We start from the raw sequence: 21,435 nt of genomic DNA, 5'->3' as shown, positions 1-21,435 counted from the left end.
CGATGAGCGTCAACGACGATTGGCCGAGCAGTAACGCCAGCCCCAACCCGCTGGGCAACGACCGCACCCAGTTCATGCCGCGCCCCGGTGGCCGCGCTCCGCAGCCGGCTGCCGAAGCCCCGGCCGCGCCGCTGCCGGTAGCTGCTGCGCCGCTGCCGGCCGGCCAAGCCCAGGGCATGAACCCGCTGGAGCAGGCCGCCGGCTCGCTGCTGAGCCTGCTCACTCGCCTGCGCAGCACCCTGGCGCACCCGGCGCCGGCCAGCCTGCGCGCTCAACTGCTGGGCTACCTGCGTCAGTTCGAACAACGCGCGGAAGCCGCCGGCGTGCCGCGCAACGAAGTACTGCTGGCGCGCTACGCGCTGTGCACCGCGCTGGACGAAGCCGTGCTCAGCACGCCCTGGGGCAGTGCCAGCGAGTGGGGCAAACAGAGTTTGCTGATCACCGTGCACAACGAAGCCTGGGGCGGCGAGAAGGTCTTCCAGCTGCTCGAACACTGCCTGCAGAGCCCGCGCGAACGCCTCGACCTGCTGGAGCTGCTGTACCTGTGCATGAGCCTGGGCTTCGAAGGCCGCTACCGGGTGATGCACGACGGCCGCAGCCAGCTCGAAGCGCTGCGCGAACGCACCGCCGCGACCTTGCGCAGCGTGCGCGGTGAACGCGAGCGCGAGCTGTCGCCGCACTGGCGCGGCGTCAGCGTGATGCCCGATCGCCTGTCGCGCCTGGTGCCGCCGTGGGTCGGCCTGGCCGTGGCGCTGGCGCTGCTGTTGCTGCTGCTGTTCGGCCTGCGGATGAAGCTGGCCGCCGACGCCGAGCCGGTGTTCCGGCAGATTCACGCCCTGGGCGAAGTGCCGGTGCAGAGCATCGAGCCGGCGGTGGTCAAGCCGCGGGTGGTCGAGCGTCCGCGCCTGGCGACCTTCCTCGCCGACGACATCCGCGCCAACCGCGTGGCGGTGCAGGACGGCGTCGACCGCTCGGTGGTGACCATCCGTGGCGACGAGCTGTTCGCCTCCGGCAGCGCCAGCATCAAGGACGACTTCCAGCCGCTGCTGGGGCGCATCGCCGACGCCGTCGGCAAGATCCGCGGCCAGGTGCGCATCACCGGTCACAGCGACAACCGTCCCATCGCCACCCTGCGTTTCCCGTCCAACTGGGCACTGTCGCGGGCACGCGCCGAAGAGGTACTGCAGATGCTCGCCGCACGCACCGGCCAGGCCGAGCGCTTCAGCGCCGAAGGCCTCAGCGACACCGAGCCGGTGGCTTCCAACGCCACCGCTGACGGGCGGGCGAAGAACCGTCGGGTTGAAATCACCGTGCTGGCGKAGGGCGTGGAGTGAAGTCGTTGTTCGGATTCGTCACCCGCTGGGTGATTCCCGTGCTCGGGCTGATCGCCCTGAGCCTGATCATCTGGTTCATCGGCCCGCTGCTCAGTGCGCTGGTGCCGGAATGGCGGCGCTGGGCGCTGATCGTCCTGCTGTTCGCCCTGTGGCTCGGCTGGCGCGCCTGGCGCCTGCTGCAGGCGCGCCGGCAGGAACGGCGGATGCTCGCCAGCCTCGCCGCCGAGACTCCGCCGGATGCCGCCAGCGTGGCCACCGCCGAGGAGCTGGCGACCCTGCGCCAGCGCATGGACGAGGCCCTGGTGCTGCTGAAGAAGGCACGCCTGGGCGGCGAGGAACGGCGCAACCTGTACCAGCTGCCGTGGTACGTGATCATCGGCCCGCCGGGTTCGGGCAAGACCACCGCGCTGGTGAATTCCGGGCTGAACTTCCCTCTCGCCGCGCAACTGGGCGCCGGCGCCATTCGTGGCGTCGGTGGCACCCGGCACTGCGACTGGTGGTTCACCGACGAGGCCGTGCTGCTGGATACCGCCGGCCGCTACACCACCCAGGACAGCCACGCGCAGGTCGACAAGGCCGCCTGGCTGGGCTTCCTCGACCTGCTCAAGACCGAGCGTGCGCGCAGGCCCATCGATGGCGCCTTCATCGCCATCAGCCTGGCCGACCTGCTGCAGGCCAGCGAGGCGGAGCGGGCGGCCCACGTGGTGGCGATCCGCGCGCGGGTGCAGGAGCTGTACAGCCAGCTGGGCGTGCGCTTCCCGGTCTACGTGATGCTCACCAAGTGCGACCTGGTGCCCGGCTTCATGGAGTTCTTCGACGACCTCGACCGCGAGGCCCGCGCCCAGGTCTGGGGCTTCACCTTCGCCCTCGACGACGGCCAGCAGGCCGGCGGCCCGCTGGAGAATTTCGCCGGCGAATTCGCCGCCCTCGAACAGCGTCTCAACCAGCGGCTGGTCGAGCGCCTGCAACAGGAACGCGACCCGGCGCGGCGCGACCTGATCTACGGCTTCCCGCAGCAGTTCGCCGCGCTCAAGGCGATGCTCGGCGAGTTCCTCGGCGGCGTGTTCAAGCCCAATGCCTATGAAGAGCGCCCGCTGCTGCGCGGCGTGTACTTCACCAGCGGCACCCAGGAAGGCAGCCCTATCGACCGCCTGATCGGCGCCATGGCGCAGAGCATGAACCTCGACCGCCAGCACCTGGCGCGGCAGAACGGCACTGGCCGTAGCTACTTCATCCATCGCCTGTTCACCGATGTCGCGTTCGCCGAGCGCGGCCTGGTCGGCGTCGACCCGAAGGTCGAGCGGCGGCGCAAGTGGCTGGCCATCGGCGCACTGGCCGCCAGCGTGGCGCTGGTGCTGGTGGTGGGCACACTGTGGCTGCTGAGCTTCCGCGCCAACCAGGCGTACATCGCCCAGGTTGGAGAAAAGACCGCGCCGCTGGACCAGAGCGTGCGCAGCCTGAGCCCGGCCCAGCGCGACGTGCTGGCGGTGCTGCCGCTGCTCGACGCGGTACGCACGCTGGCCGGCGACCCGCCGGGGATGGCCGAGGGCCTGGGCCTGTACCAGGGCGACATGCTCGACGAGGAGGCCGGGAACGTTTACCGCCGCCTGCTGGTGGCGACCTTCGCCCCGCGCCTGGTCAGCCGCATCGAGGAGCAGCTGCGCAGTGGCGGCGGCTCGGACTATCTCTACGAAGGGCTCAAGGCCTACCTGATGCTCGGCGACGGTTCGCACTACGACCCGGACTTCCTCAAGGCCTGGATCGGCCTGGACTGGGACCAGAGCCTGCCGCGCGACCTGCCGGCCGAGCAGCGCCTGTCGCTGAACACGCACCTGCAGGCGCTGTTCGAACGCCGCCCGCCGGACGCACGCCTGGACCAGCGCCTGATCGACGACCTGCGCCAGCAACTGCAACGCCTGCCGGTGGCGCAGCGCGTCTACGACCGGGTCAAGCGCCAGAAGCTGCCCGAAGGTGTCAGCGACTTCCGCCTCAGCGACGCCGCCGGCCGTGATGCCGCGCTGGTCTTCGTGCGCAAGAGCGGCAAGCCGCTGGCTGATCCGCTGAGCGGCTTCTTCACCCTGCGCGGTTACCGCGAGGCCTTCCTGCTGGCCAGCGTCAACCAGGCCGGTGTGCTGGCCGAGGAACAGTGGGTGCTCGGCCGCGAACTGAACGATGCCCAGGACGCCCTGGCGCTGGCCGCCGAGGTGCGCCAGCTGTACTTCCAGGACTACGTGCGGCAGTGGGATGCGCTGCTCGCCGACATCGACTTCGTGCCCATCACCAGCGTGGCCCAGGCCGCCGACGTGCTGCGGGTGATCTCCGGGCCGACCTCGCCGCTGAAGAAGCTGCTGGTGGCGGTGGCCCACGAGACCGACCTGCAACAGGCCGACCCGGCGCTGACGGCGCAGGTGAAGAAGGCCGACGCGGGCGTCGACCAGCTCAAGCAGAAGCTCGGTTCTCTGCTCGGCCAGGCGCCGGAAACGGCGGGCGCGGTAGCGCAGTCGACGGGGCAGGACCCGGTCAGCGCGCACTTCGCCGAGCTCGCCGGGCTGGTCAGCCAGGAGGGCGGCTCGCCGATGGCGCTGGATGCGCTGCTGGCGGACATGAATGCGCTCTACGTGCAGGTCAGCGCCATGGTCGGCGCCAGCGGCGATGCGCTGCTGGGCGAAGCCAAGAACCAGGCCAGCGCTGCCGCTGCGCGCGTCAGCCTGGCCGCCGAGCGCCAGCCGCCGGTGGTCCAGGGGCTGGTCAAGTCGGTGGTCAGCTCGACCACCAACAGCATGATGGGCGGTGTGCGCAGCCAGCTCAACGCGGCCTGGTCGGCGGAGGTGGTGAACGTCTGGCGGCAGTCCCTCAGCGGTCGCTATCCGCTGGTACCGGGCAGCTCCCGCGACGCCACCCTGGACGACTTCGGCCAGTTCTTCGGTGTCGGCGGGGTGATGGACAGCTACTTCCGCAAGTACCTGCAACCCTACGTCGACACCTCCGCCAGCACCTGGCGCTGGCAGCCGGGCGCGGCGCAGAAGCTGGGCATCGCGCCGGGCGTGCTGCAGACCTTCCAGCGCGCCGCGCTGATCCGCGACGTGTACTTCCGCAGCGGCGGCCTGCAGCCCAGCGTGCGCTTCGAGTTGAAGCCGGTGACCATGGACGCCTCGGTCAGCCAGTTCCTCCTCGACCTCGACGGCCAGCAGCTGAGCTACGACCACGGCCCGAGCCGGCCGGTGGCCATGCAGTGGCCCAACCCCAACAGCATCGGCGCGGTGCGCCTGTCGGTGTCGCCGCCGGCCAATGGCGGGCGCTCGGCGCTGACCGTGGAAGGCCCCTGGGCGTGGTTCCGCCTGCTCGACCAGTCCGAGCTGGTCGGCGGCGGCTCGCCGGATCGCTTCAACCTGCGCCTGCGCGTGGACAGCGCCAGCATCGCCTACGAGCTGCGCGCCAACAGCGCCTTCAATCCCTTCAAGAGCCGCGCGGTTGCCGGCTTCAGCCTGCCGGAGCGGCTATGACGGCAGTGGGTTTCTACGGCAAGATCGCCAGCCGCGGTGACTTCGTCGGGCGCGACCTGCCCGCTGGCTTCCAGCAGGGCTGGGACGCCTGGCTCGCCGCCAGCCTGCAGGCCAGCCAGCGGCAACTGGGCGAGGCGTGGCTGCAGGCCTACCTGGTCAGCCCGCTGTGGCGCTTCCTGCTCGCGCCGGGTGTGTGTGGCGAAGCGGCGGTGGCCGGCGTGCTGATGCCGAGCATTGATCGCGTGGGCCGTTATTTCCCGCTGACGGTCGCCAGCGTGCTGCCCGCCGGCCAGGCGCTGGCGGCGGTACAGGCGGCCGATGGCTGGTTCGAAGCCATCGAGGCGACGCTGCTGGCGAGCCTGGAGGAGGGCGCCGGTTTCGACGCCTTCGAGGCAGCGGTCCAGGCGTTGCCGGCCTTGCCGGAACAGGCGCCTGCCGCGTGCGAGTCGACCATTGGCGTGCAGCGCGTGGCCGCACTGGATGCAGCGGCGCGCACCACCGCGTTGGCCGAGCTCGCCTGCGCAGGCGCCAGCCTCTGGTGGGGCCAGGGTTCCGAGCAGGTCGCCGCGGGCCTGCTGCGCTGCGCCGGGTTGCCCGCCGCCGAGCGCTTCGGCGCCTGCCTGCTGGGTCGGGAGGCGCTGTGCTGATGCTGCCGCTGTTCTATCGCTCGGCGGCGCACAGCCATGTCGGCCTGGTGCGCCAGATCAACGAAGACGCCTACCTGGATCGTCCCGAGGACGGCCTCTGGGTGGTCGCCGACGGCATGGGCGGCCACGCTGCCGGCGACTACGTCAGCAGCCTGATCGTCGACAGCCTGCGGCGCATTGCGCCGCCCGATTCGCTGGAAGACTACGACGAGATTCTGCGCCGCGGCCTGGCCCAGGTGAACGACGCGGTGCGCGAGGAAACCCGCGTGCGCGGCGTCAGCATCATGGGCAGTACCGTGGTGCTGATGGCCGTGCGCGAGGACCGTGGCCTGTGCCTGTGGGCCGGCGACAGCCGCCTGTACCGCCTGCGCGACGGCGAGCTGAGCGCGGTGTCCCGCGACCACAGCTACGTGCAGGAGCTGCAGGACAGCGGCCTGCTCAGCGAGGCCGAGGCGCGCGTGCACCCCAGGGCGAACATCGTCACCCGCGCCATCGGCGTGCAGGACCAGCTGGAACTCTCCGCGCTGCAACTGGACATCCTCCCCGGCGACACCTGGCTGCTGTGCAGCGACGGCCTCACCCGGACCGCCGAGGACCATGAAATCCGCGACGTGCTCGGCCACGCCGACCCCTACCAGGTGGTCCGCAGCCTGGTGCACCTGGGCCTGACCCGCGGCGCTCCCGACAACATCACCGCCATCGTCATCAAGGCAAGCGAACCCTCGTCATGGACCTGAAGATTCCCGGATTCGACATCGACAGCGTGATCGGCGAGGGCGCCATGGCCACCGTCTACCTGGCCGTGCAGCGCTCGCTGGAACGCAAGGTGGCGCTGAAGATCATGGCCCCGGCGCTGGCCGCCGACGCCTCGTTCTGCGAGCGCTTCCTGCGCGAGGGCAAGACCCTGGCGCGGCTGTCGCACCCGCACATCGTCACCGTGCACGACATCGGCAATGCCGGCGAGCAGTACTACATGGCCATGGAGTACCTGCCCAACGGCACCCTGCGCGAGCGCATCGCCGCCGGGTTGAGCCCCGAGCAGGGGCTGGCCTACATCCGCCAGATCGCCTCGGCGCTGGGCTATGCCCACGCCCAGGGGCTGATTCACCGCGATGTGAAGCCGGCCAACATCCTGTTCCGCGCCGACGGCACCGCAGTGCTCTCGGACTTCGGCATCGCCAAGTCGCTGGATGACCGCACCCAGTTCACCCAGGCCGGCTTTGCCGTCGGCACGCCCAATTACATGAGCCCCGAGCAGGCGCGCGGGATGGACATCGACGGCCGCGCCGACCTCTATTCGCTGGGCGTGGTGCTCTATGAAATCCTCGTCGGCGAGCTGCCGTACATGGGCACCGACGCGCTGTCCACGGCGCTGGCGCACCTGACCCAGCCGCTGCCGGAACTGCCGCTGCACCACGGGCGCTACCAGGGGCTGCTGCAGCGCCTGCTGGCGAAGGAGCCGAACGAGCGCTTCGGCAACGCCGCCGAACTGCTCGCCGCCCTCGACGCGCTGTCCGCCCAGGACCCGGACGCCACCGTGGTGCGCCCGTTGCCGTTGCCGCTGCCGGTGACGACGCTGCCGTCATACCCGGCACCGCTGGCCAAGCCGACACCCACCGAACTGGGCGGTTTGCAGGCGGTGTCCATTGATATTCCCCAGGCGGCGCCGCCGGCAAAACCGCCGCTGCCCCCGGTCACGCCGCCGCCGGCTGCCGGCGCACGCAAGCCGCAGCCAGCCTCCGGGCCAGCGTCGTCGGGCCAGCGCAAAGGCCCGGTGCTGGCGCTGCTCGCCGTGGCCGTCGCGGCGGCACTGGGTGTCGGTGGTGCCGGCTACTGGTGGCTCGGCCGTCCGGCCAAGGCGCCGGTCGTTGTCGACCACAAGGACACGCAGGACAAGGCGCCGGTTCAGGCTCCGAGCCAGGCGCTGGCCAGCGACAAGCCGCAGACCGCCGGCCTGCCGACCCAGGCCAAGGCGGGCGACGACTCGGTGGCCGGCGAACACCCGCTGCTGATCCCCGGCAAGAAGACTCTCTACCAGCGCGTGTTGGCCAAGCCCGGCGCGCAGCTGCACAGCGAGCCGGGGCAGGGCGCCGTACAGCCGCTGCCGGCGTTCTCGGTGCTCTACGTCTATGCCCGGCGCAATGTCGCCGGCCAGGACTGGCTGCAGGTCAGCACCGCCAGCGACGGCCGCGCGCTGGGCTGGCTGGCGGCCAGCGAAGGCGCCGACTGGAAGCAGAGCCTGGTGCTCAAGTTCACCGAACGCTCCGGCCGCGCGCCGGTGATGTTCCTGCGCCAGGACAGCCTGCTGGAACAGTTGATCGCCGATCCCAAGGCCGCCCGCACGCTGCTGCAGAAGGCCCAGGCCAATGCCGCCGACAACAGCCAGGTGCTGGCCCTGGAACCGGCCGCCAGCGCGGTCGCCCAGGAGCGTTTCTACCTGCTGCCGATCTTCGATTCGCGCGAGAGCATGGATGACAACGGGCAGATCGTGCAGATGCTCAAGGTCGCCTCCATCGACCCCGGCAGCCAGGCCGCCAGCACGGTGGCGGGCAAGCCGCTGAAGGCCGCTGCCACCGATTCGTTCCGCACCGGCATCGTGCTGGTGGTGGATACCTCGGTGTCCATGCAGCCCTACATCGACCAGATTCGCGACGTGGTGCAGAGCCTGCAGGGCAAGCTCGCCGAGCGTGGCGAGCTGGACAGCGTCAGCTTCGGCCTGGTGGGCTTCCGCAACAACACGCAGAAGACGCCGGGGCTGGAGTACCTGAGCAAGACCCTGATCCCGCTGCAGGAAGGCCGCGACCCCGCGCGCTTCCTGCAACTGGCCGGGCAGATCAAGGCCACCACGGTGTCCAGCCATTCGTTCAACGAGGACGCCTTCGCCGGCATCATGCAGGCGGTGGATGGCATGGACTGGAGCGGCTACGGCGGCCGCGTGGTGCTGGTGGTCAGCGATGCCGGCGCGCTGCGCAAGAGCGACCCCTACAGCTCGACGCGGATGAACGAGGCCGAGGTCCGCCAGGCCGCGCTGAACAAGCAGATTCACCTCTATGCGCTGCACCTGCTGACCCCGGCCGGGGCAAAGAACCACTCCGCCGCCGAGCAGCAATACCGCACCCTGACCAGCGACGCCAACCCGCGCATCGGCGACCTCTACGTGCCGGTTCCCGGTGGCGACGTGCAGCGCTTCGGCCAGCGCCTGGACGAGATCGGCACGGTCTTCGCCGACCTCGTCCACCAGGTGCGCGGCAACGCGCCCAGCGCCGCCCCCGAGCTGACCAGCGCGCCGAGCCTGGCGCAGAAGTCGGCGGCCATCGGCTACGCCATGCACATGGACTTCCTCGGWCGCAAGACCCAGGCGCAGAGCCCGCAGCTGGTCAGCGCCTGGACCGCCGACCGCGACCTGAGCAACCCGGCGCTGCCGGCCTTCCAGGTCTGCGTGCTGCTCACCCGCCTGCAGCTCAACGAACTGCAGCAGTCGCTCAAGCTGATCGTCGATGCGGCGCGCAAGACGCAGACCTCGCCGCGCGACTTCTTCCAGGAAATCGCCAGCGCCAGCGCCTACATGAGTCGCGACCCTTCCGCCCTGCGCCAGGGCGGCAACCTGGCCAAGGGCGGCCTGCTCGGCGAGTACCTCGAAGGCCTGCCGTACCGCAGCAAGGTGCTGGGCATGACCCAGGACCTCTGGCTGTCGCTGTCGGTGGCTGAGCAGCAGGACTTCATCGACGAGCTGGAATCGAAGATCCGCCTCTACGAAACCTTCCACAACGACACGGCCAACTGGGTCCGCTTCGGCGCTGCCGAACCGGGCGACGCGCTGTACCGTGTGCCGCTGGCGACGCTGCCATGAGCCTGCTCAGCCTGCGTGGGGTCAGCAGTGTCCGCGGGCAGGGCGCGCAGCGCTTCCGCCTGGACGTACCGTGCCTGGACCTGGCTGCCGGTCAGCGCCTGGCGCTGGTGGGCGCCAGCGGCAGCGGCAAGAGCACGCTGCTCGACCTGCTCGCCCTGGTGGCGGAGCCGCAGCAGGCGGAGCGTTTCGACTGGCGTGCCGGCAACGCGGTGTTCGGCATTCCCGCACTCTGGCGCGGCGGCCGCCGCAGCGCCCTGGCCGAGCTGCGCAGCCGCCATTGCGGCTACGTGCTGCAGACCGGCGGGCTACTCGGTTACCTCAGCGTGCGCGCCAATATAGAACTGTCGCGGCGCCTGCTCGGCCTGGCCGACGACGGCAGCGTCGAGCGCCTGGCCGAACGCCTGGGCATTCGCGATCAGCTGGAGAAGAAGCCCGCCGAGCTGTCGGTCGGCCAGCGCCAGCGCGTCGGCTGTGCCCGCGCCCTGGCCCATCGCCCGGCGCTGCTGCTGGCCGACGAGCCGACCGCCGCGCTGGACCCGCTCAACGCCCGCCAGGTGCTCGCGCTGTTCCTCGAACAGGTGCGCGAGCAGCAGGCCTGCTGCGTGATCGCCACCCACGACGAGGCCGCCGCGCGCGAGGCCGGGCTGCGCATCCTGCGCCTGGATTGCCGGCGCGAAGCCGACGGCGGCGTCTGCGCGACCCTGGAGGAGCACGCCTGATGCGCCTGCCCCTGGTCGCCAGCCTGGCCTGGCAGGACTACCGCAATGACTGGCGCCTGTCCGCCTGCGCGGTGCTCGCGCTGGTGGCGGTGCTGGCGCCGCTGCTGGTGCTGTTCGGCCTGAAGTTCGGCCTGGTCGGCAGCCTCACCGAGCGCCTGCAACGGGATGCCGGCGTGCGCGAGATCATCCCCCTGGGCGGCGCGCGTTTCGACGCCGCCTATGTCGCCGCGCTGGCCGCGCGCCCGGACGTGGCCTTCGCCGTGCCGCGTACCCGGCAGATCGCCGCCAGCGTGCAGCTGTCGCTGCCCGGCCGCGAGGCGCTGACCGCCGAGATGATCCCCACCGCGGTTGGCGATCCGCTGCTCGGCGGCCTGCCGGTACCAAACGACCTGCAGGACGTGCTGCTCAGCCAGACGGCGGCGGAGAAGCTTGGCGTGCGCGCTGGCGACTCGCTGCAGGCACTGCTGACCCGGCAGAACGCCGGCCGCGACAGCTCGCGGGCGCTCAGCCTGCGGGTGCTTGGCGTGTTGCCGCTGGAGGCTTTTGGTCGCGATGCGCTGTTTGCCGCACCGGGTCTGCTGGAAGCCGCCGAGGACTTCCGCGACGGCCTCGCGGTGGACGCCTTCGGCTGGCCGGGCGAAGCCCCTGGGGAGCGGGCGCAGCGCATCTACCCGGCGTTCCGCCTGTATGCCCGTGGGCTTGACGACGTCGAGCCGCTGCGGCGCTATTTCGCCGGGCAGGGCGTGGAGGTGTTCACCCAGGCTGCTGCCATCGAACGCGTGCAGTCGCTGTCGCGCAACCTGACCCTGGTGTTCTGGCTGATCGCCGCGCTGGCCCTGGCCGGCGCCTTTGCCGCGATCTGCGCGGGCGCGCTGGCGGCGGTGCAACGCAAGCGCCGCGAGCTGGCGGTGCTGCGCCTGGTCGGCTTCGGCACCTCGGCGCTGCTCGCCTTCGTAGTGCTGCAGGCGTTGTACAGCTCGGCCTTCGCCGCGCTGCTGGCGGCCGCGCTGTACCGCCTGGCCCAGGGCGGGCTGAACCGCCTGTTCGTGGCGCAGCCGGGCGAGCACGCCGCGCAGCTGCTGCCCACCCATTACCTCGTCGCCGTCCTCGCGGTGCTCGCGGCCAGCCTGCTGGCGGCGCTGCTGGGCGGCTGGCGGGTCTGTCGTATCGATGCTGCGCAAGGAGTCCGTGATGTCTGAGTGGCGCCGAGCTATGCTGGCTTGCAACCCTGTCGCCCTGGCCATCGCCGCGGCCCTGCTGGCGGCCCCGGCGGCGCACGCCGAGGATGACGGCGACAAGCTGAACAATCCCAAGCCCCTGGCCGACGACGTGACGCTGCCGCTGCCGTGCGGCGGCGAGATGGTGTTCCGCTACGTCTACGTGCTGGCCAAGGGTTCGCTGGACGACCGCGAGGTCAACCTCGGCTACCCCTTCAGCGAAGGCGAGCCGGGCTACAAGCAATCGTTCATCTCCGGTTACCGCCGCGAGTACATCAACGGCCAGTTCAGCCTCGGCGACCTGCCGGCGGCCTGGAACAAGACCATCGCCGGGCAGCTGCCCAAGCCGGGCAAGGGCGAGCCGCTGAAGCCGATGTTCTATTTCCTCGGCAAGTACGAGGTCACCGCGCGCCAGTACGCCCAGGTCATGGCCCAGGCGCAGTCGCTGGCCGAGGGCCAGGAGGCGCCGGCCTGCGAGACGCTGAACCTGCCCGACGGCGTGCCCGGCCGGCTGCCCAAGGTGAAGCTGTCGCGCTTCGAGGCCGAGCGCTTCTCGGCGGTGTACAGCGCCTGGCTGATGAAGTACCAGCGCGACCGCCTGCCGGTCAGCGGCCGCGGCAAGAATGCCGAGGACGGCGGCTTCGGCTTCGTCCGCCTGCCCACCGAGGTGGAGTGGGAATACGCCGCCCGCGGCGCCCAGGCGGTATCGCGGCAGGAGCTGGAAGCGCGGTTGTTCCCGCGGCATGTCGAGGGCGGCGAGGGCGACGGCCCGCTGGGTGACTGGGCGGTGTACAACCAGGTCTCCGGCGGCACCGGCCAGGCCGCGCGGCTGATGCCCATCGGCACCCGCCAGCCGAACCCGATCGGCCTGTTCGACGTGCTCGGCAACGCCGCCGAGATGGTCCAGGAGTCCTTCCAGATGGTCCACGCCGGCCGCCTGCAGGGCGCCTATGGCGGCTTCGTGGTGAAGGGCGGCAACTACCTGGAAGGCGAGGGCACGCTGTTCACCGGCATGCGCCGCGAGTACCCGCTGTTCGCCCCGGACGGGACCGAGCAGCGCAACGAGACCACCGGTTTCCGCGTCGCCATCGGCGCGCTGTCGGCGCCGCGCTCGCGCTACCAGGAACTCTTCGAACAGTGGAAGAAGGAAGGCCGCCTGGCCGGGCTCACCGACGCCATCGACGAGACCCAGGACCCGACCCAGCGCCTGGACGGCATCATCGCCGCCACCACCGATCCGCAGCTGCAGGCGCAGCTGGGCACCATCAACGAGGAGCTCAAGCGCAACGTCTCGCTGATCGCCCGCCAGCGCGAGGAAGCCGCCGGCAACCTGATCCAGTCCTCGGCTCTCGTGGCCGAGACCATCAACAACTACAACATCCGCCTCACCAACCTGCGCAAGAACCAGCAGCAGGCCGAGCAGGCCAAGGATGCCGCCACCGCCAAGCTGTTCGGCGTCGCCATCCAGAACGGCAGCAGCGCGCTGGACGGCGCGGTGGCCATCTACATCGACAACCTGGCCACCGGCACGCGCTACACCGACGCGGTGATCCAGGCGCAGTTCCAGCGCATCAAGGAAGAACTCAATCGCAAACCGGTGATCGGCAAGAGCCTGGTCACCCGCGCGACCCTTTTCGTCAGGCACGTCAGCCAGTACCGCCAGCAGCAGCGCGCGGACCCGGCGGCGATCCTGAAGGAATTGCTTGCATCGGCAGTACCGAAGCCATGACCACCGATGCCAGGCATGTACAGAAGGAACCCGGCCGGCGCGTTGCCGTCCCGGGGTGGTCAAACCCAAGCAGAGAGCCCAGACATGCAATCGTCCGCTAACCGTGTAAACCCGCAATCGCGCCGCCGCGCCCTGACGCTGGCCACCGCCGGCTTCACCTGTGTCGCCGTGTTCCTCGGCGGCTGCTCCAGCTCGCCGGTGTCCCAGGTCGGCAAGAGCACCAAGGTCGAGTACTACCCGACCTGCTACGAGCCGGTGCAGCACCTGCGCGACTCCGACTCGAACATGACCAAGTCGGTCGCCACCGGCGCCGTGATCGGTGCCGTGGGCGGCGCCCTGACCGGCGCGCTGGTCGGCAACAAGGACGACCTTGGCCGCAACGCCGCCATCGGCGCGGCCGGTGGTGCGCTGGTCGGCGGTGCCGCCGGTTACTACACCGAGAAGCAGAAACAGATCACCGACGACCATCAGCGCCTGGGCTCCTACGCCAGTGACGCCGACAAGAGCGCCGCCGACATCGACCGCAGCGTGGCCTACGCCCAGGCTTCGCAGTCCTGCTACCAGAGCCAGTTCAGCTCCCTGCTGCAGCAGCGCAAGGCCGGCACCATCAAGGAAGACGAAGGTCGCAAGCGCCTGGCGGAAATCGTCGCCGGCCTGAAGGAATCCAATGACCTGATCAGCGCGGTCAACGGCAAGACCGGCGAAGACCTGAACAACTACACCCAGGCCTACGAGAAGGACCTGCAGACCGTGGGCGTCAAGCGTACCGACGTCGCCACCGTCGCCCAGGCCAGCAGCACCACCACTTCGCCGACCAAGACCAAGACCAAGACCCAGACCAAGAAGAAGCTGCCGAGCGTGCCGAGCGAGGCCGTGGCCTCCGAACGCGCCCTGCGTGATGCCCAGGCCAAGCAGCTGAAGAGCGTGCAGGTGGCCTCCCAGGGCACTACCCAGGTCAACGGCATGTGCAAGAACCCGGACATCGGCGACTGGGCTCCGGTGCCCTGCCCGAACGTCTGACCCACGAGCGGCCGGCGGATGCCGGTCGCCAGCTGTTCTGCACCGGGCCGCGCGGCCCGGTGCAGGGCGCAATCCACCAGCAAGGATGAACCCCAGCGATGGCAGATGTTCCCGACTCGCGAATCGCCCAGGTCCTGCGTGGCCTGCTGTTCGGCGTCATAGGCCTGGGTTGCCTGGCGCTGGTCACCTACGAGGCGCTCGATCGCCTGCAGTTCCTGCGCGCCGCGCAGGTCGCCGAGGGTCAGGTGGAAAGCCTCAACGCCGGTGGCTCGCACCCCCAGGTGGCGTTCACCACGGCTGCTGGTCAGCGCATTTCGTACCCTCAGGGTGGCCTGATCTTCGGCTACGAGACCGGCCAGCCGGTGCGGGTGCTGTACCTGTCGGAGCAACCCCAGCTCAGCGCGGTGGTCGACGATCTCGGCGCGCTGTGGGGCATGACCGCCTTGCTCGGCCTGCTCGGCGCGGCCTTCGTCGGCGCAGGCGCGAATCTTCTGCTCAAGCGCCGGTAGGGCGCGTTCATTCGTTCAAAGGAGTGTGAACCATGGATAACTCGATCATCCCCATCAGCATGCGCCGCAGCCACTGGGAATACACCACCGGCACCAGCGGCGGCGCGAGCTTCATGTTCGTCGCCGGTGGCGGCGGCCAGCTGAAGCTGAAGAACCCCCAGGGCCAGGAAGAGAAGTTCGGTTTCGGCGGCATCGGCGTGGGCGCCGGCTTCGGCGCGCGCCTGCCGAAGATCGGCAAGGTCAACCTGAACATCCGCGGCAAGAGCGTCGGCGCCACCGGCGCGACCGAGGATTTCCCGGCCACCGGCGTGGTGTTCGTTTCCGACGCGCTGCGTGACCGCGACCTGACCCGCGACGACATCACCGGCGCCTGCGCCTATGTCGAAGTGGGTGGCGGCGTCGGCATCGGTTACAGTGGCATGGTCATGCTGCTGGGCCTGGACGCCCGTCTGCTGGCGCTGACCCTGGCGATGATGTCCACCGGCGGCGTCCACCGCTTCCTGCCGGACCTGCTGAAGTCGGCACGCGGCGCGCTGCACATGCGCGGCGCCAACGTCGGCGTGCAGGCGGGCGGCGGCGGGGCGATCTACGTCGGCGGCCTGTTCTGATCCGTGCATGGGGCGGCCTGGCCGCCCCATTGCGGTTCCTTGCTTGCCAGACTGCCTGACCGCCTAGCTGACCGCCTGCTGCGGCTCGCAATTGCGTCGGGCAGGGGAAATCCAGTATTGTTGAGAACGATTATCATGTTTAACAAAGCTGGAATTCCATGGACAGCGAGCGGGCATTCGAAAGGGATGTTGAACGGCTTTACCTTGCCCACCACGGCTGGCTGAAGGGCTGGCTGCGTCGTCGCCTCGGCGAGCATGCCGACGCCGAGGACCTGGCCCACGATACTTTCGTGCGGGTGATGCGTTCGCGCAGCGCCATCGCCGACCTGCGCCAGCCACTGGCCTACCTCGCCACCATCGCCAACAGCCTGCTGATCAACCGCTGGCGTCGCCAGGCGGTCGAACGCGCCTATCTGGAGGCCCTGGCCGCGCGCCCCGAAGCGGTGGCGCCGTCGGAGGAAGAGCGCCTGCTGCTGATCGAGGCGCTGGTGGAGGTCGACGAGCTGCTGCACGGGCTCGCCCCGCAGGTGCGCGAGATCTTCCTGCTGTCCCAGCTCGATGGCCTGACCTACCCGCAGATCGCCCAGCGCCTGGAACTGAGCGTCAACCAGGTGCAGAAGGCGATGAGCAAGGCCTTCGCTGCCTGCTATGCGAGCCGCTTCGAATGAGCGCTTCCCGCGACGGCGATGCCCGGCCGATTTCCACGGTCATCCGCGACCAGGCGATTGCCTGGTTCACCCTGGCCCAGTCCGGTTGCATGAGTGCTGCCGAGCAACGCCAACTGCTCAACTGGCGCGAGGCGAGCAGCGAGCACGAGCGCGCCTGGCAGCGCCTGAGCAGCATCCCGCTGAGCCTGCAGCGCCACGCCGGCGCGCTGGCCGACCCGCTCGGGCGGCAACTGGCCGGGCATCGTCACTACAACGAGATGGACCGGCGCAAGGCGATCAAGCTGCTGGTCGGCTTCGGCCTGCTCGGCGGCCTGGCCTGGCAGGGGCGCGACACCCAGCTGATCCAGGGGGCCATGGCGGACTACCGCACCGGCACCGGCGAGCGCACGCAGCGGACGCTGCCCGACGGCACCCGTATCTGGCTCAACACCGCCACGGCGGTCGATCTGCACTACAGCGACAGCGCGCGCGAACTGCGCCTGCGCTATGGCGAAATCGAAATCCTCACCGCCAGCGATGGGGCAGGGCGGCCGTTCCGGGTCATCAGCGGCGATGCGCTGCTGCGCCCGCTGGGCACGCGCTTCCGCGTCCGCCGCGAGGAGGATGGGCGCGGCACGCTGCTGGCGGTCAGCCAGGGCCGGGTTGCCGCCAGCTCCCTGGCTGGCGGTGAGGCGCGGGTGATCGAAGCGGGCTGGCAGGCGCGCATCGGCGCAGCCGGTGTCAGCGCACCCAAGGCGCTGGAGAAGAACGCCGGTGCCTGGGTCGATGGCTACCTGGTGGCCGAGCGCATGCGCCTGGCGGACTTCCTCGCCGAGCTGGACCGCTATCGCCCCGGCCTGCTGCGCTGCGACCCGGCGGTGGCGGACATTCGCCTGAGCGGCAGCTACCCGCTGGGCGACACCGAACAGGTGCTGGCGATGCTGCAGGACAGCCTGCTGGTGACGGTACAGCGGCGTACCCGCTACTGGGTGACGGTGGCCCCGCGCTGAAACCTTTGGCGCAGCAAAAATGCGCCAATGAAAATAATTCTCGAAAAGTCGGCAGGTTTTCCTTTCTCGCGTGGCCTAGGGAGAAATCCCTGCTCGCAACTGCGGGCCAACAACGAGAAACGGACCCTCTGCCCATGACGCTTCACCCCATCACCCGCGCCCTGCGCCAGTCCCTCGGCTGCGCCCTGTTGTCCTGTTCCGCGCTCACCGTGCTGCCGGCCATGCCGGTGCAGGCTGAAACTTCCACCGCCCGCACCCAGCACTACGCCATTCCCGCAGGCCCGCTGGACCAGGTGCTCGGCGAGTTCGGTCGCCGCGCCGGCATCCCGATCTCGGTGAACGCCGGCCTCACCGAGGGCAAGCGCAGTGGCGGATTGAATGGCGAGTACGGCATCGAGGACGGCTTCAGCCGCATCCTCTCCGGCACCCGCCTGAGTGTGCGGCGCCTGGACAACGGCGGCTACGGCCTGGTGCCGGCGGCGACGGACGCGGTACTGGAGATGGACTCCACCACCGTTTCCAGCCAGGCCCTGGACCCGACCAGCGAAGGCACCAACTCCTATGGCGCCCGCGCGGTGACCATCGGCAAGGGCGTGCACAGCCTGCGCGAGACGCCGCAGTCGGTGACCGTGCTGACGCGCCGCTACATGGACGACCAGAACGTCACCACCATCGAGCAGGCCATGGAGAAGACCCCCGGCATCGCCGTCTACGAATCGCCCATGGGCGGCAAGTACTTCTACTCGCGCGGCTTCATGATGCAGGGACAGTACCAGTACGACGGCGTGCCGCTGGATGTCGGCGGCGAGTACGTGCAGGCCAACAGCTTCTCCGGCGACATGGCCTTCTACGACCGCGTCGAGGTGCTCAAGGGCGCGGCGGGCATGCTCAAGGGCTCGGGCAGCAGCACCGGTGGCGTCAACTTCGTGCCCAAGCGCGGCCAGGCCGTGCCGGAGACCAAGTTGTCGCTGTCGGCCGGCAGCTGGGACAACTACCGCGGCCAGGTCGACGTGGGCGGGCCGCTCAACGAGTCCGGCACCCTGCGTGGCCGTACCGTGGTGGCACTGCAGGATCGCCAGTACTTCTACGACGTCGGCAAGCGCAACGACCAGATTCTCTATGGCGCCCTGGACTACGACCTCACCCCGGACACCACCGTCGGCCTCGGCGTGGCCTACGAGAAACTCGATGCAACTCCCTGCTGGCACGGCCTGCCGCGCTACAGCGATGGCAAGGACCTGAAACTCAGCCGCTCGACCTGCCTGGGCGCTTCCTGGAACAACTGGGAAAGCGAGCGCACCACGCTGTTCGCCGACCTCTCGCAGCAGCTGAACGAGGACTGGGCGTTCAAGTTCGCCGGGGTCTGGAGCCACAACGACCAGAACATGAAGTACGCGCTGTCCGAGACCAACGGCGGCGTCACGCCGGGCGCGACCAGCGCGCCGTCCTCGGTGTACTCCGGCCTGTTCGACTACGACCAGACCGACTACGGCTTCGACGCCTACCTGGATGGCAAATTCGATGCCTTCGGCCTGCAGCACGAGCTGACCGTCGGCGCCAACGCCAGCCGCGCCAAGACTCACGACCGCTGGGCGCTGATCAACATGTCGAGCCTGCTCGGCGCCAGCCAGGACCCGTTCAACCCCAATCCGCACATCCCCGAGCCGCCGGATGATTTCTACCCGCCCAATTCCTACCGTGGCGGCTCCGTGCCCACCGATTCGGACACCCGCCAGTTCGGCACCTACGCCACCCTGCGCCTGAAGCTGGCCGAGCCGCTGACCTTCGTCCTCGGCTCCCGCGTCAGCTGGTACCGCAACAGCCGCGACTCCTACACCCAGGCCTGGGACTACTGGCAGCACGACCGCAGCCAGGAAAACGGCCAGGTCACGCCGTTCGCCGCGCTGATCTACGACCTCAACGATGAGTGGTCGGTCTACACCAGCTACGCCGATATCTTCCAGCCGCAGAGCACCTACACCGACGAATCCGGCAGCCCGCTGCAACCCAAGACCGGCGCCAACTACGAGCTGGGCATCAAGGGCGAGCTGCTCGATGGCCGGGTCAACACTGCCTTCAACCTGTTCCGCACGGTCGAGGAGCATCGCGCCGAAGCCAACTACGACACCACCTGCCTCGGCTCCTCCGACGGCTACTGCTACACCGACGTGGGCAAGGTGCGCGCCCAGGGCTTCGAGGCTGAAGTCAGCGGCGAAGTGCTGGAGCGCCTGCAACTGCTGGCCGGCTACACCTACACCCAGACCAAGTACCTCAAGAGTGCGGAAGACAACCCGCAGTCGCCGACCTTCACCACCAGCTATTTCCCGCGCCACCTGTTCCGCGCCTGGGCCGATTACCAACTGGCCGGCGAGCTGGATCGCTGGAGCCTGGGCGCAGGCGTGACGGCGCAGAGCGATACCTCGGTGACCAGCCGCAACGTCACCTCGACGCAGTCCGACTACGCCATCTGGAGCGGCCGTGTTGGCTATCGCATCGACGACCACTGGAGCGTCGCGCTCAACGGCAACAACCTGTTCGACAAGAAGTACTACCAGAGCGTGGGCGCGGTTTCCTGGGGCAACTTCTACGGCGAGCCACGCAACTTCATGGTCACCCTGCAGGGCACGTTCTGACGCTTGGCTGCTGCAGCGAGCGCCCCGCCTGGCGGGGCGCTCGCCAGACGGCGGGTCAGCGGGCTTCTTCCACCAGCAGGTCTTCGTAGAAGGCGCCGAACGGGCGGGTCTTGTGGCGGATGTGCATCTCCAGGATCCACAGGCCGGAGGTGGGGTGGATGTCCACTTCACTGAGCAGGCCGTCGAAGCAGGGCTCGTGGGGGAAGTCGCCGATGCGGTGCCCGGACATGCGCTTGAGGTTGAGTTCCCAGCCCATTTCCTGGGCCTGGCGCTCGGCGAAGCGGTACAGCTCCGCTCCGGTGATGTGCTCGCTCTGCCACAGCGCGCGGACGTCGTTCCAGAGGGTTTTCACATCCGTGGCGGCGCGCAGCATGTCCGCGTCCTGGCCGACCACGAAGGTCTTGCCGGCATCTGCTTCGGCAGCGCCGAACACCGGGCCGATGTCGACGAAGAACAGGTCGTCCGCACCCAGCACCACATCCGCCTCGGACGGATTGCCGTACTCCTTGAGCGTGTTGCGGCCGACGCGGACCACCGCCTCGTGCCAGCCGCGCAGCAGGCCGTGGGCCTTGAGGATGGTGCGCAGCAGGGCACGGCAGTCGGCCTCGCTCATCCCCGGCTGGACCCTGGTGCCCAGTTCGTCGATCACCGCCCAGGCGCGCGCCCGTGCTTCCAGCATGGTTTGCGCGTTGTAGCTCAGGCCGGTCTTTTCAATAGCGTGCATCGCGGTTTCCTTCTCAGAGTTCGATGGTGCTGTGTTCGAGTCGCGAATCGATCACCAGCTGGCAGGCCAGGCGGCTGTCGGGGGTGCTGTCGGGCAGGCATTCGAGCAGGTCCTGCTCTTCGATTTCCGCCGCTGGCAGGGGCTGCGGCCCGCGCAGTTCGACCCGGCAGCTACCGCAGGCCAGGCGTCCGCCGCAGACCTGCTGGATCGGCAGGCCGAGGCGGTTCAGTTCCTGCAGCAGTGGTCGGCCGGGCTCCAGGGCAACCTGCGCGCAGCTCCCTTTACCGAGCTGGATGCTGGCGCTGACCAGAGCGGGGGCGACGTCAGGGCTGCCGGGCGCGGTGTCGAAGGGGTCGGCGAAGAAGCGTCCGCTGCGTTGTTCCTGGCGCAGCCGCGTGACCACGGCGGGCGCGCCGCAGGCGTAGATGTCGAGGTCATCCAGCGCCGGCAGATGGTCGAACAAGTTGCCGTGGAGGAAGCCTTCGCCCTGCACCAGCTCATCACTGAGCACCACGCGGAAGCGGAAGTCGGGATAGGCGTCGGCCCACTGCCGGAGCGTCGCCAGGTCATAGACGTCGGCACTCTGCCGGGCGCCCCAGAACAGCTCGATGGAGGTGCCGGGCTGCCGCGCCAGCTGCTCGCTGAGCAGCGCCTTGATCGGCGCGAAGCCGGTGCCGGTGGCGACCATCAGCACCTTCTGCCCCTCGCGGGATTGCCACTGGAAGTCGCCGAACGGCCCTTCGATGCCCAGCAGGTAACCCGGCCTGGCTGAGTCGAACAGCCAGTTGCCGAACTCGCCGTCGCTGTTGCGGCGGATGTGCAGTTCGAGGCGGCCATCGGCGGCGGGCGTCGCCATGGAGAACAGCTTGCGGCGCTGGCCGCTCCAGCGGACGGCGAGGTATTGCCCCGGCTGGTAGTCGAACGGCTCACCGTCGCGGGTGCGCAGATGAACCACCGCAATGAAGGGTGTGCGCCAGTCGATGGCGTCAATGATGAAGGTGCGTGTCGGCAGCGCGGCGCCGGTATTGAAACTGACTTCAAGATCACTGCAGGCGCGAGTCTGGCAAAGCAGTACCGGCGTATTGTTCGCGTTCAGAAGTTCATTGTTCTGGCGTTCGGTGAATTGCCCGCTGATAACTTCCGCACGACAGGCGCCACAAACTCCGCTGCGGCAGGAGTGCGGTATCTTTATATTGGCGGAGAGCCCGGCGGACAATAGATCGGTATCGGCGTCGACAATGAATGTGTCGCCTGACTGTATATGGGTAACTTGCATCAAGTTGGC

At 69.2% G+C, this 21,435-nt stretch carries 16 protein-coding genes and 1 pseudogene; 14 read left to right on the top strand and 3 right to left on the bottom strand.

Features of this window, described 5'->3' with window-relative positions; translation table 11 throughout:
• The first annotated feature begins 2 nt into the window (after positions 1-2).
• The 14 genes from QO207_RS21925 (at position 3) to QO207_RS21860 (ending at position 19,426) form a co-directional block, all read left to right on the top strand.
• On the top strand, positions 3-1,334 hold the full coding sequence (locus QO207_RS21925) for a DotU family type VI secretion system protein (RefSeq protein WP_301534400.1): 1,332 nt from the start codon (positions 3-5) through the stop codon (positions 1,332-1,334).
• The gene (gene tssM / locus QO207_RS21920; RefSeq protein ID WP_301534399.1) at positions 1,331-4,837 is read left to right on the top strand and encodes a type VI secretion system membrane subunit TssM; all 3,507 of its coding nucleotides are present in this window, start codon (positions 1,331-1,333) and stop codon (positions 4,835-4,837) included. The genes QO207_RS21925 and tssM overlap by 4 nt, the downstream gene beginning before the upstream one ends.
• A complete protein-coding gene (gene tagF, locus QO207_RS21915) occupies positions 4,834-5,484 on the top strand; it encodes a type VI secretion system-associated protein TagF (protein ID WP_301534398.1) in 651 nt (216 codons plus the stop codon). The genes tssM and tagF overlap by 4 nt, the downstream gene beginning before the upstream one ends.
• A complete protein-coding gene (locus tag QO207_RS21910; protein ID WP_301534397.1) occupies positions 5,484-6,221 on the top strand; it encodes a PP2C family serine/threonine-protein phosphatase in 738 nt (245 codons plus the stop codon). Before tagF ends, QO207_RS21910 begins: the two co-directional genes overlap by 1 nt.
• A complete protein-coding gene (locus tag QO207_RS21905) occupies positions 6,212-9,334 on the top strand; it encodes a serine/threonine-protein kinase (RefSeq protein WP_301534396.1) in 3,123 nt (1,040 codons plus the stop codon). Before QO207_RS21910 ends, QO207_RS21905 begins: the two co-directional genes overlap by 10 nt.
• 2 nt (positions 9,335-9,336) lie before the next feature.
• Positions 9,337-10,053 (top strand): ABC transporter ATP-binding protein, encoded by a 717-nt coding sequence (locus QO207_RS21900; RefSeq protein WP_301534414.1) that lies wholly within the window; start codon positions 9,337-9,339, stop codon positions 10,051-10,053.
• On the top strand, positions 10,053-11,252 hold the full coding sequence (locus tag QO207_RS21895; RefSeq protein WP_301534395.1) for an FtsX-like permease family protein: 1,200 nt from the start codon (positions 10,053-10,055) through the stop codon (positions 11,250-11,252). The genes QO207_RS21900 and QO207_RS21895 overlap by 1 nt, the downstream gene beginning before the upstream one ends.
• A gap of 13 nt (positions 11,253-11,265) precedes the next feature.
• Positions 11,266-12,999, top strand: coding sequence for an SUMF1/EgtB/PvdO family nonheme iron enzyme (locus tag QO207_RS21890; protein WP_301534413.1), 1,734 nt, complete (start codon positions 11,266-11,268; stop codon positions 12,997-12,999).
• 84 nt (positions 13,000-13,083) lie between these two features.
• Positions 13,084-14,019 carry a type VI secretion system-associated lipoprotein TagQ gene (gene tagQ / locus QO207_RS21885; RefSeq protein ID WP_301534394.1) on the top strand — a complete coding sequence of 312 codons (936 nt, stop codon included), beginning with the start codon at positions 13,084-13,086 and terminating at the stop codon, positions 14,017-14,019.
• A 98-nt stretch (positions 14,020-14,117) separates the two neighbouring features.
• Positions 14,118-14,528: a DUF3592 domain-containing protein gene (locus tag QO207_RS21880; RefSeq protein ID WP_301534393.1), complete on the top strand. Its 411-nt coding sequence runs from the start codon at positions 14,118-14,120 to the stop codon at positions 14,526-14,528.
• 32 nt (positions 14,529-14,560) lie between these two features.
• Positions 14,561-15,136, top strand: a complete 576-nt coding sequence (locus tag QO207_RS21875; RefSeq protein ID WP_301534392.1) for a hypothetical protein — start codon at positions 14,561-14,563, stop codon at positions 15,134-15,136.
• Positions 15,137-15,294: 158 nt separating this feature from the next.
• Positions 15,295-15,804, top strand: coding sequence for a sigma-70 family RNA polymerase sigma factor (locus tag QO207_RS21870; protein ID WP_301534391.1), 510 nt, complete (start codon positions 15,295-15,297; stop codon positions 15,802-15,804).
• A complete protein-coding gene (locus QO207_RS21865) occupies positions 15,801-16,793 on the top strand; it encodes a FecR domain-containing protein (RefSeq protein WP_301534390.1) in 993 nt (330 codons plus the stop codon). Before QO207_RS21870 ends, QO207_RS21865 begins: the two co-directional genes overlap by 4 nt.
• A gap of 134 nt (positions 16,794-16,927) precedes the next feature.
• Positions 16,928-19,426 carry a TonB-dependent receptor gene (locus tag QO207_RS21860; RefSeq protein ID WP_301534389.1) on the top strand — a complete coding sequence of 833 codons (2,499 nt, stop codon included), beginning with the start codon at positions 16,928-16,930 and terminating at the stop codon, positions 19,424-19,426.
• A 55-nt stretch (positions 19,427-19,481) separates the two neighbouring features.
• On the opposite strand, the gene QO207_RS21855 is transcribed toward QO207_RS21860, so the two are convergent.
• From QO207_RS21855 to QO207_RS31555, 3 genes and pseudogenes are all read right to left on the bottom strand, one after another.
• On the bottom strand, positions 19,482-20,150 hold the full coding sequence (locus tag QO207_RS21855; protein WP_301534388.1) for a M24 family metallopeptidase: 669 nt from the start codon (positions 20,148-20,150) through the stop codon (positions 19,482-19,484).
• A gap of 13 nt (positions 20,151-20,163) precedes the next feature.
• Entirely contained in the window at positions 20,164-21,105 is a 942-nt protein-coding gene (locus QO207_RS21850) for a flavin reductase family protein (protein ID WP_301534387.1), read from the bottom strand.
• 153 nt (positions 21,106-21,258) lie between these two features.
• Positions 21,259-21,426 (bottom strand): annotated as a pseudogene (locus QO207_RS31555) (2Fe-2S iron-sulfur cluster-binding protein); the annotation flags it as partial.
• Between the last annotated feature and the right edge of the window lie 9 nt (positions 21,427-21,435).

The sequence above is a fragment of the Pseudomonas sp. CAN1 genome (genome assembly GCF_030462585.1).
Lineage (GTDB): Bacteria > Pseudomonadota > Gammaproteobacteria > Pseudomonadales > Pseudomonadaceae > Pseudomonas.
Note: the sequence above shows the minus strand (reverse complement) of the source record. Positions and strands in the feature narration are given on the sequence as shown.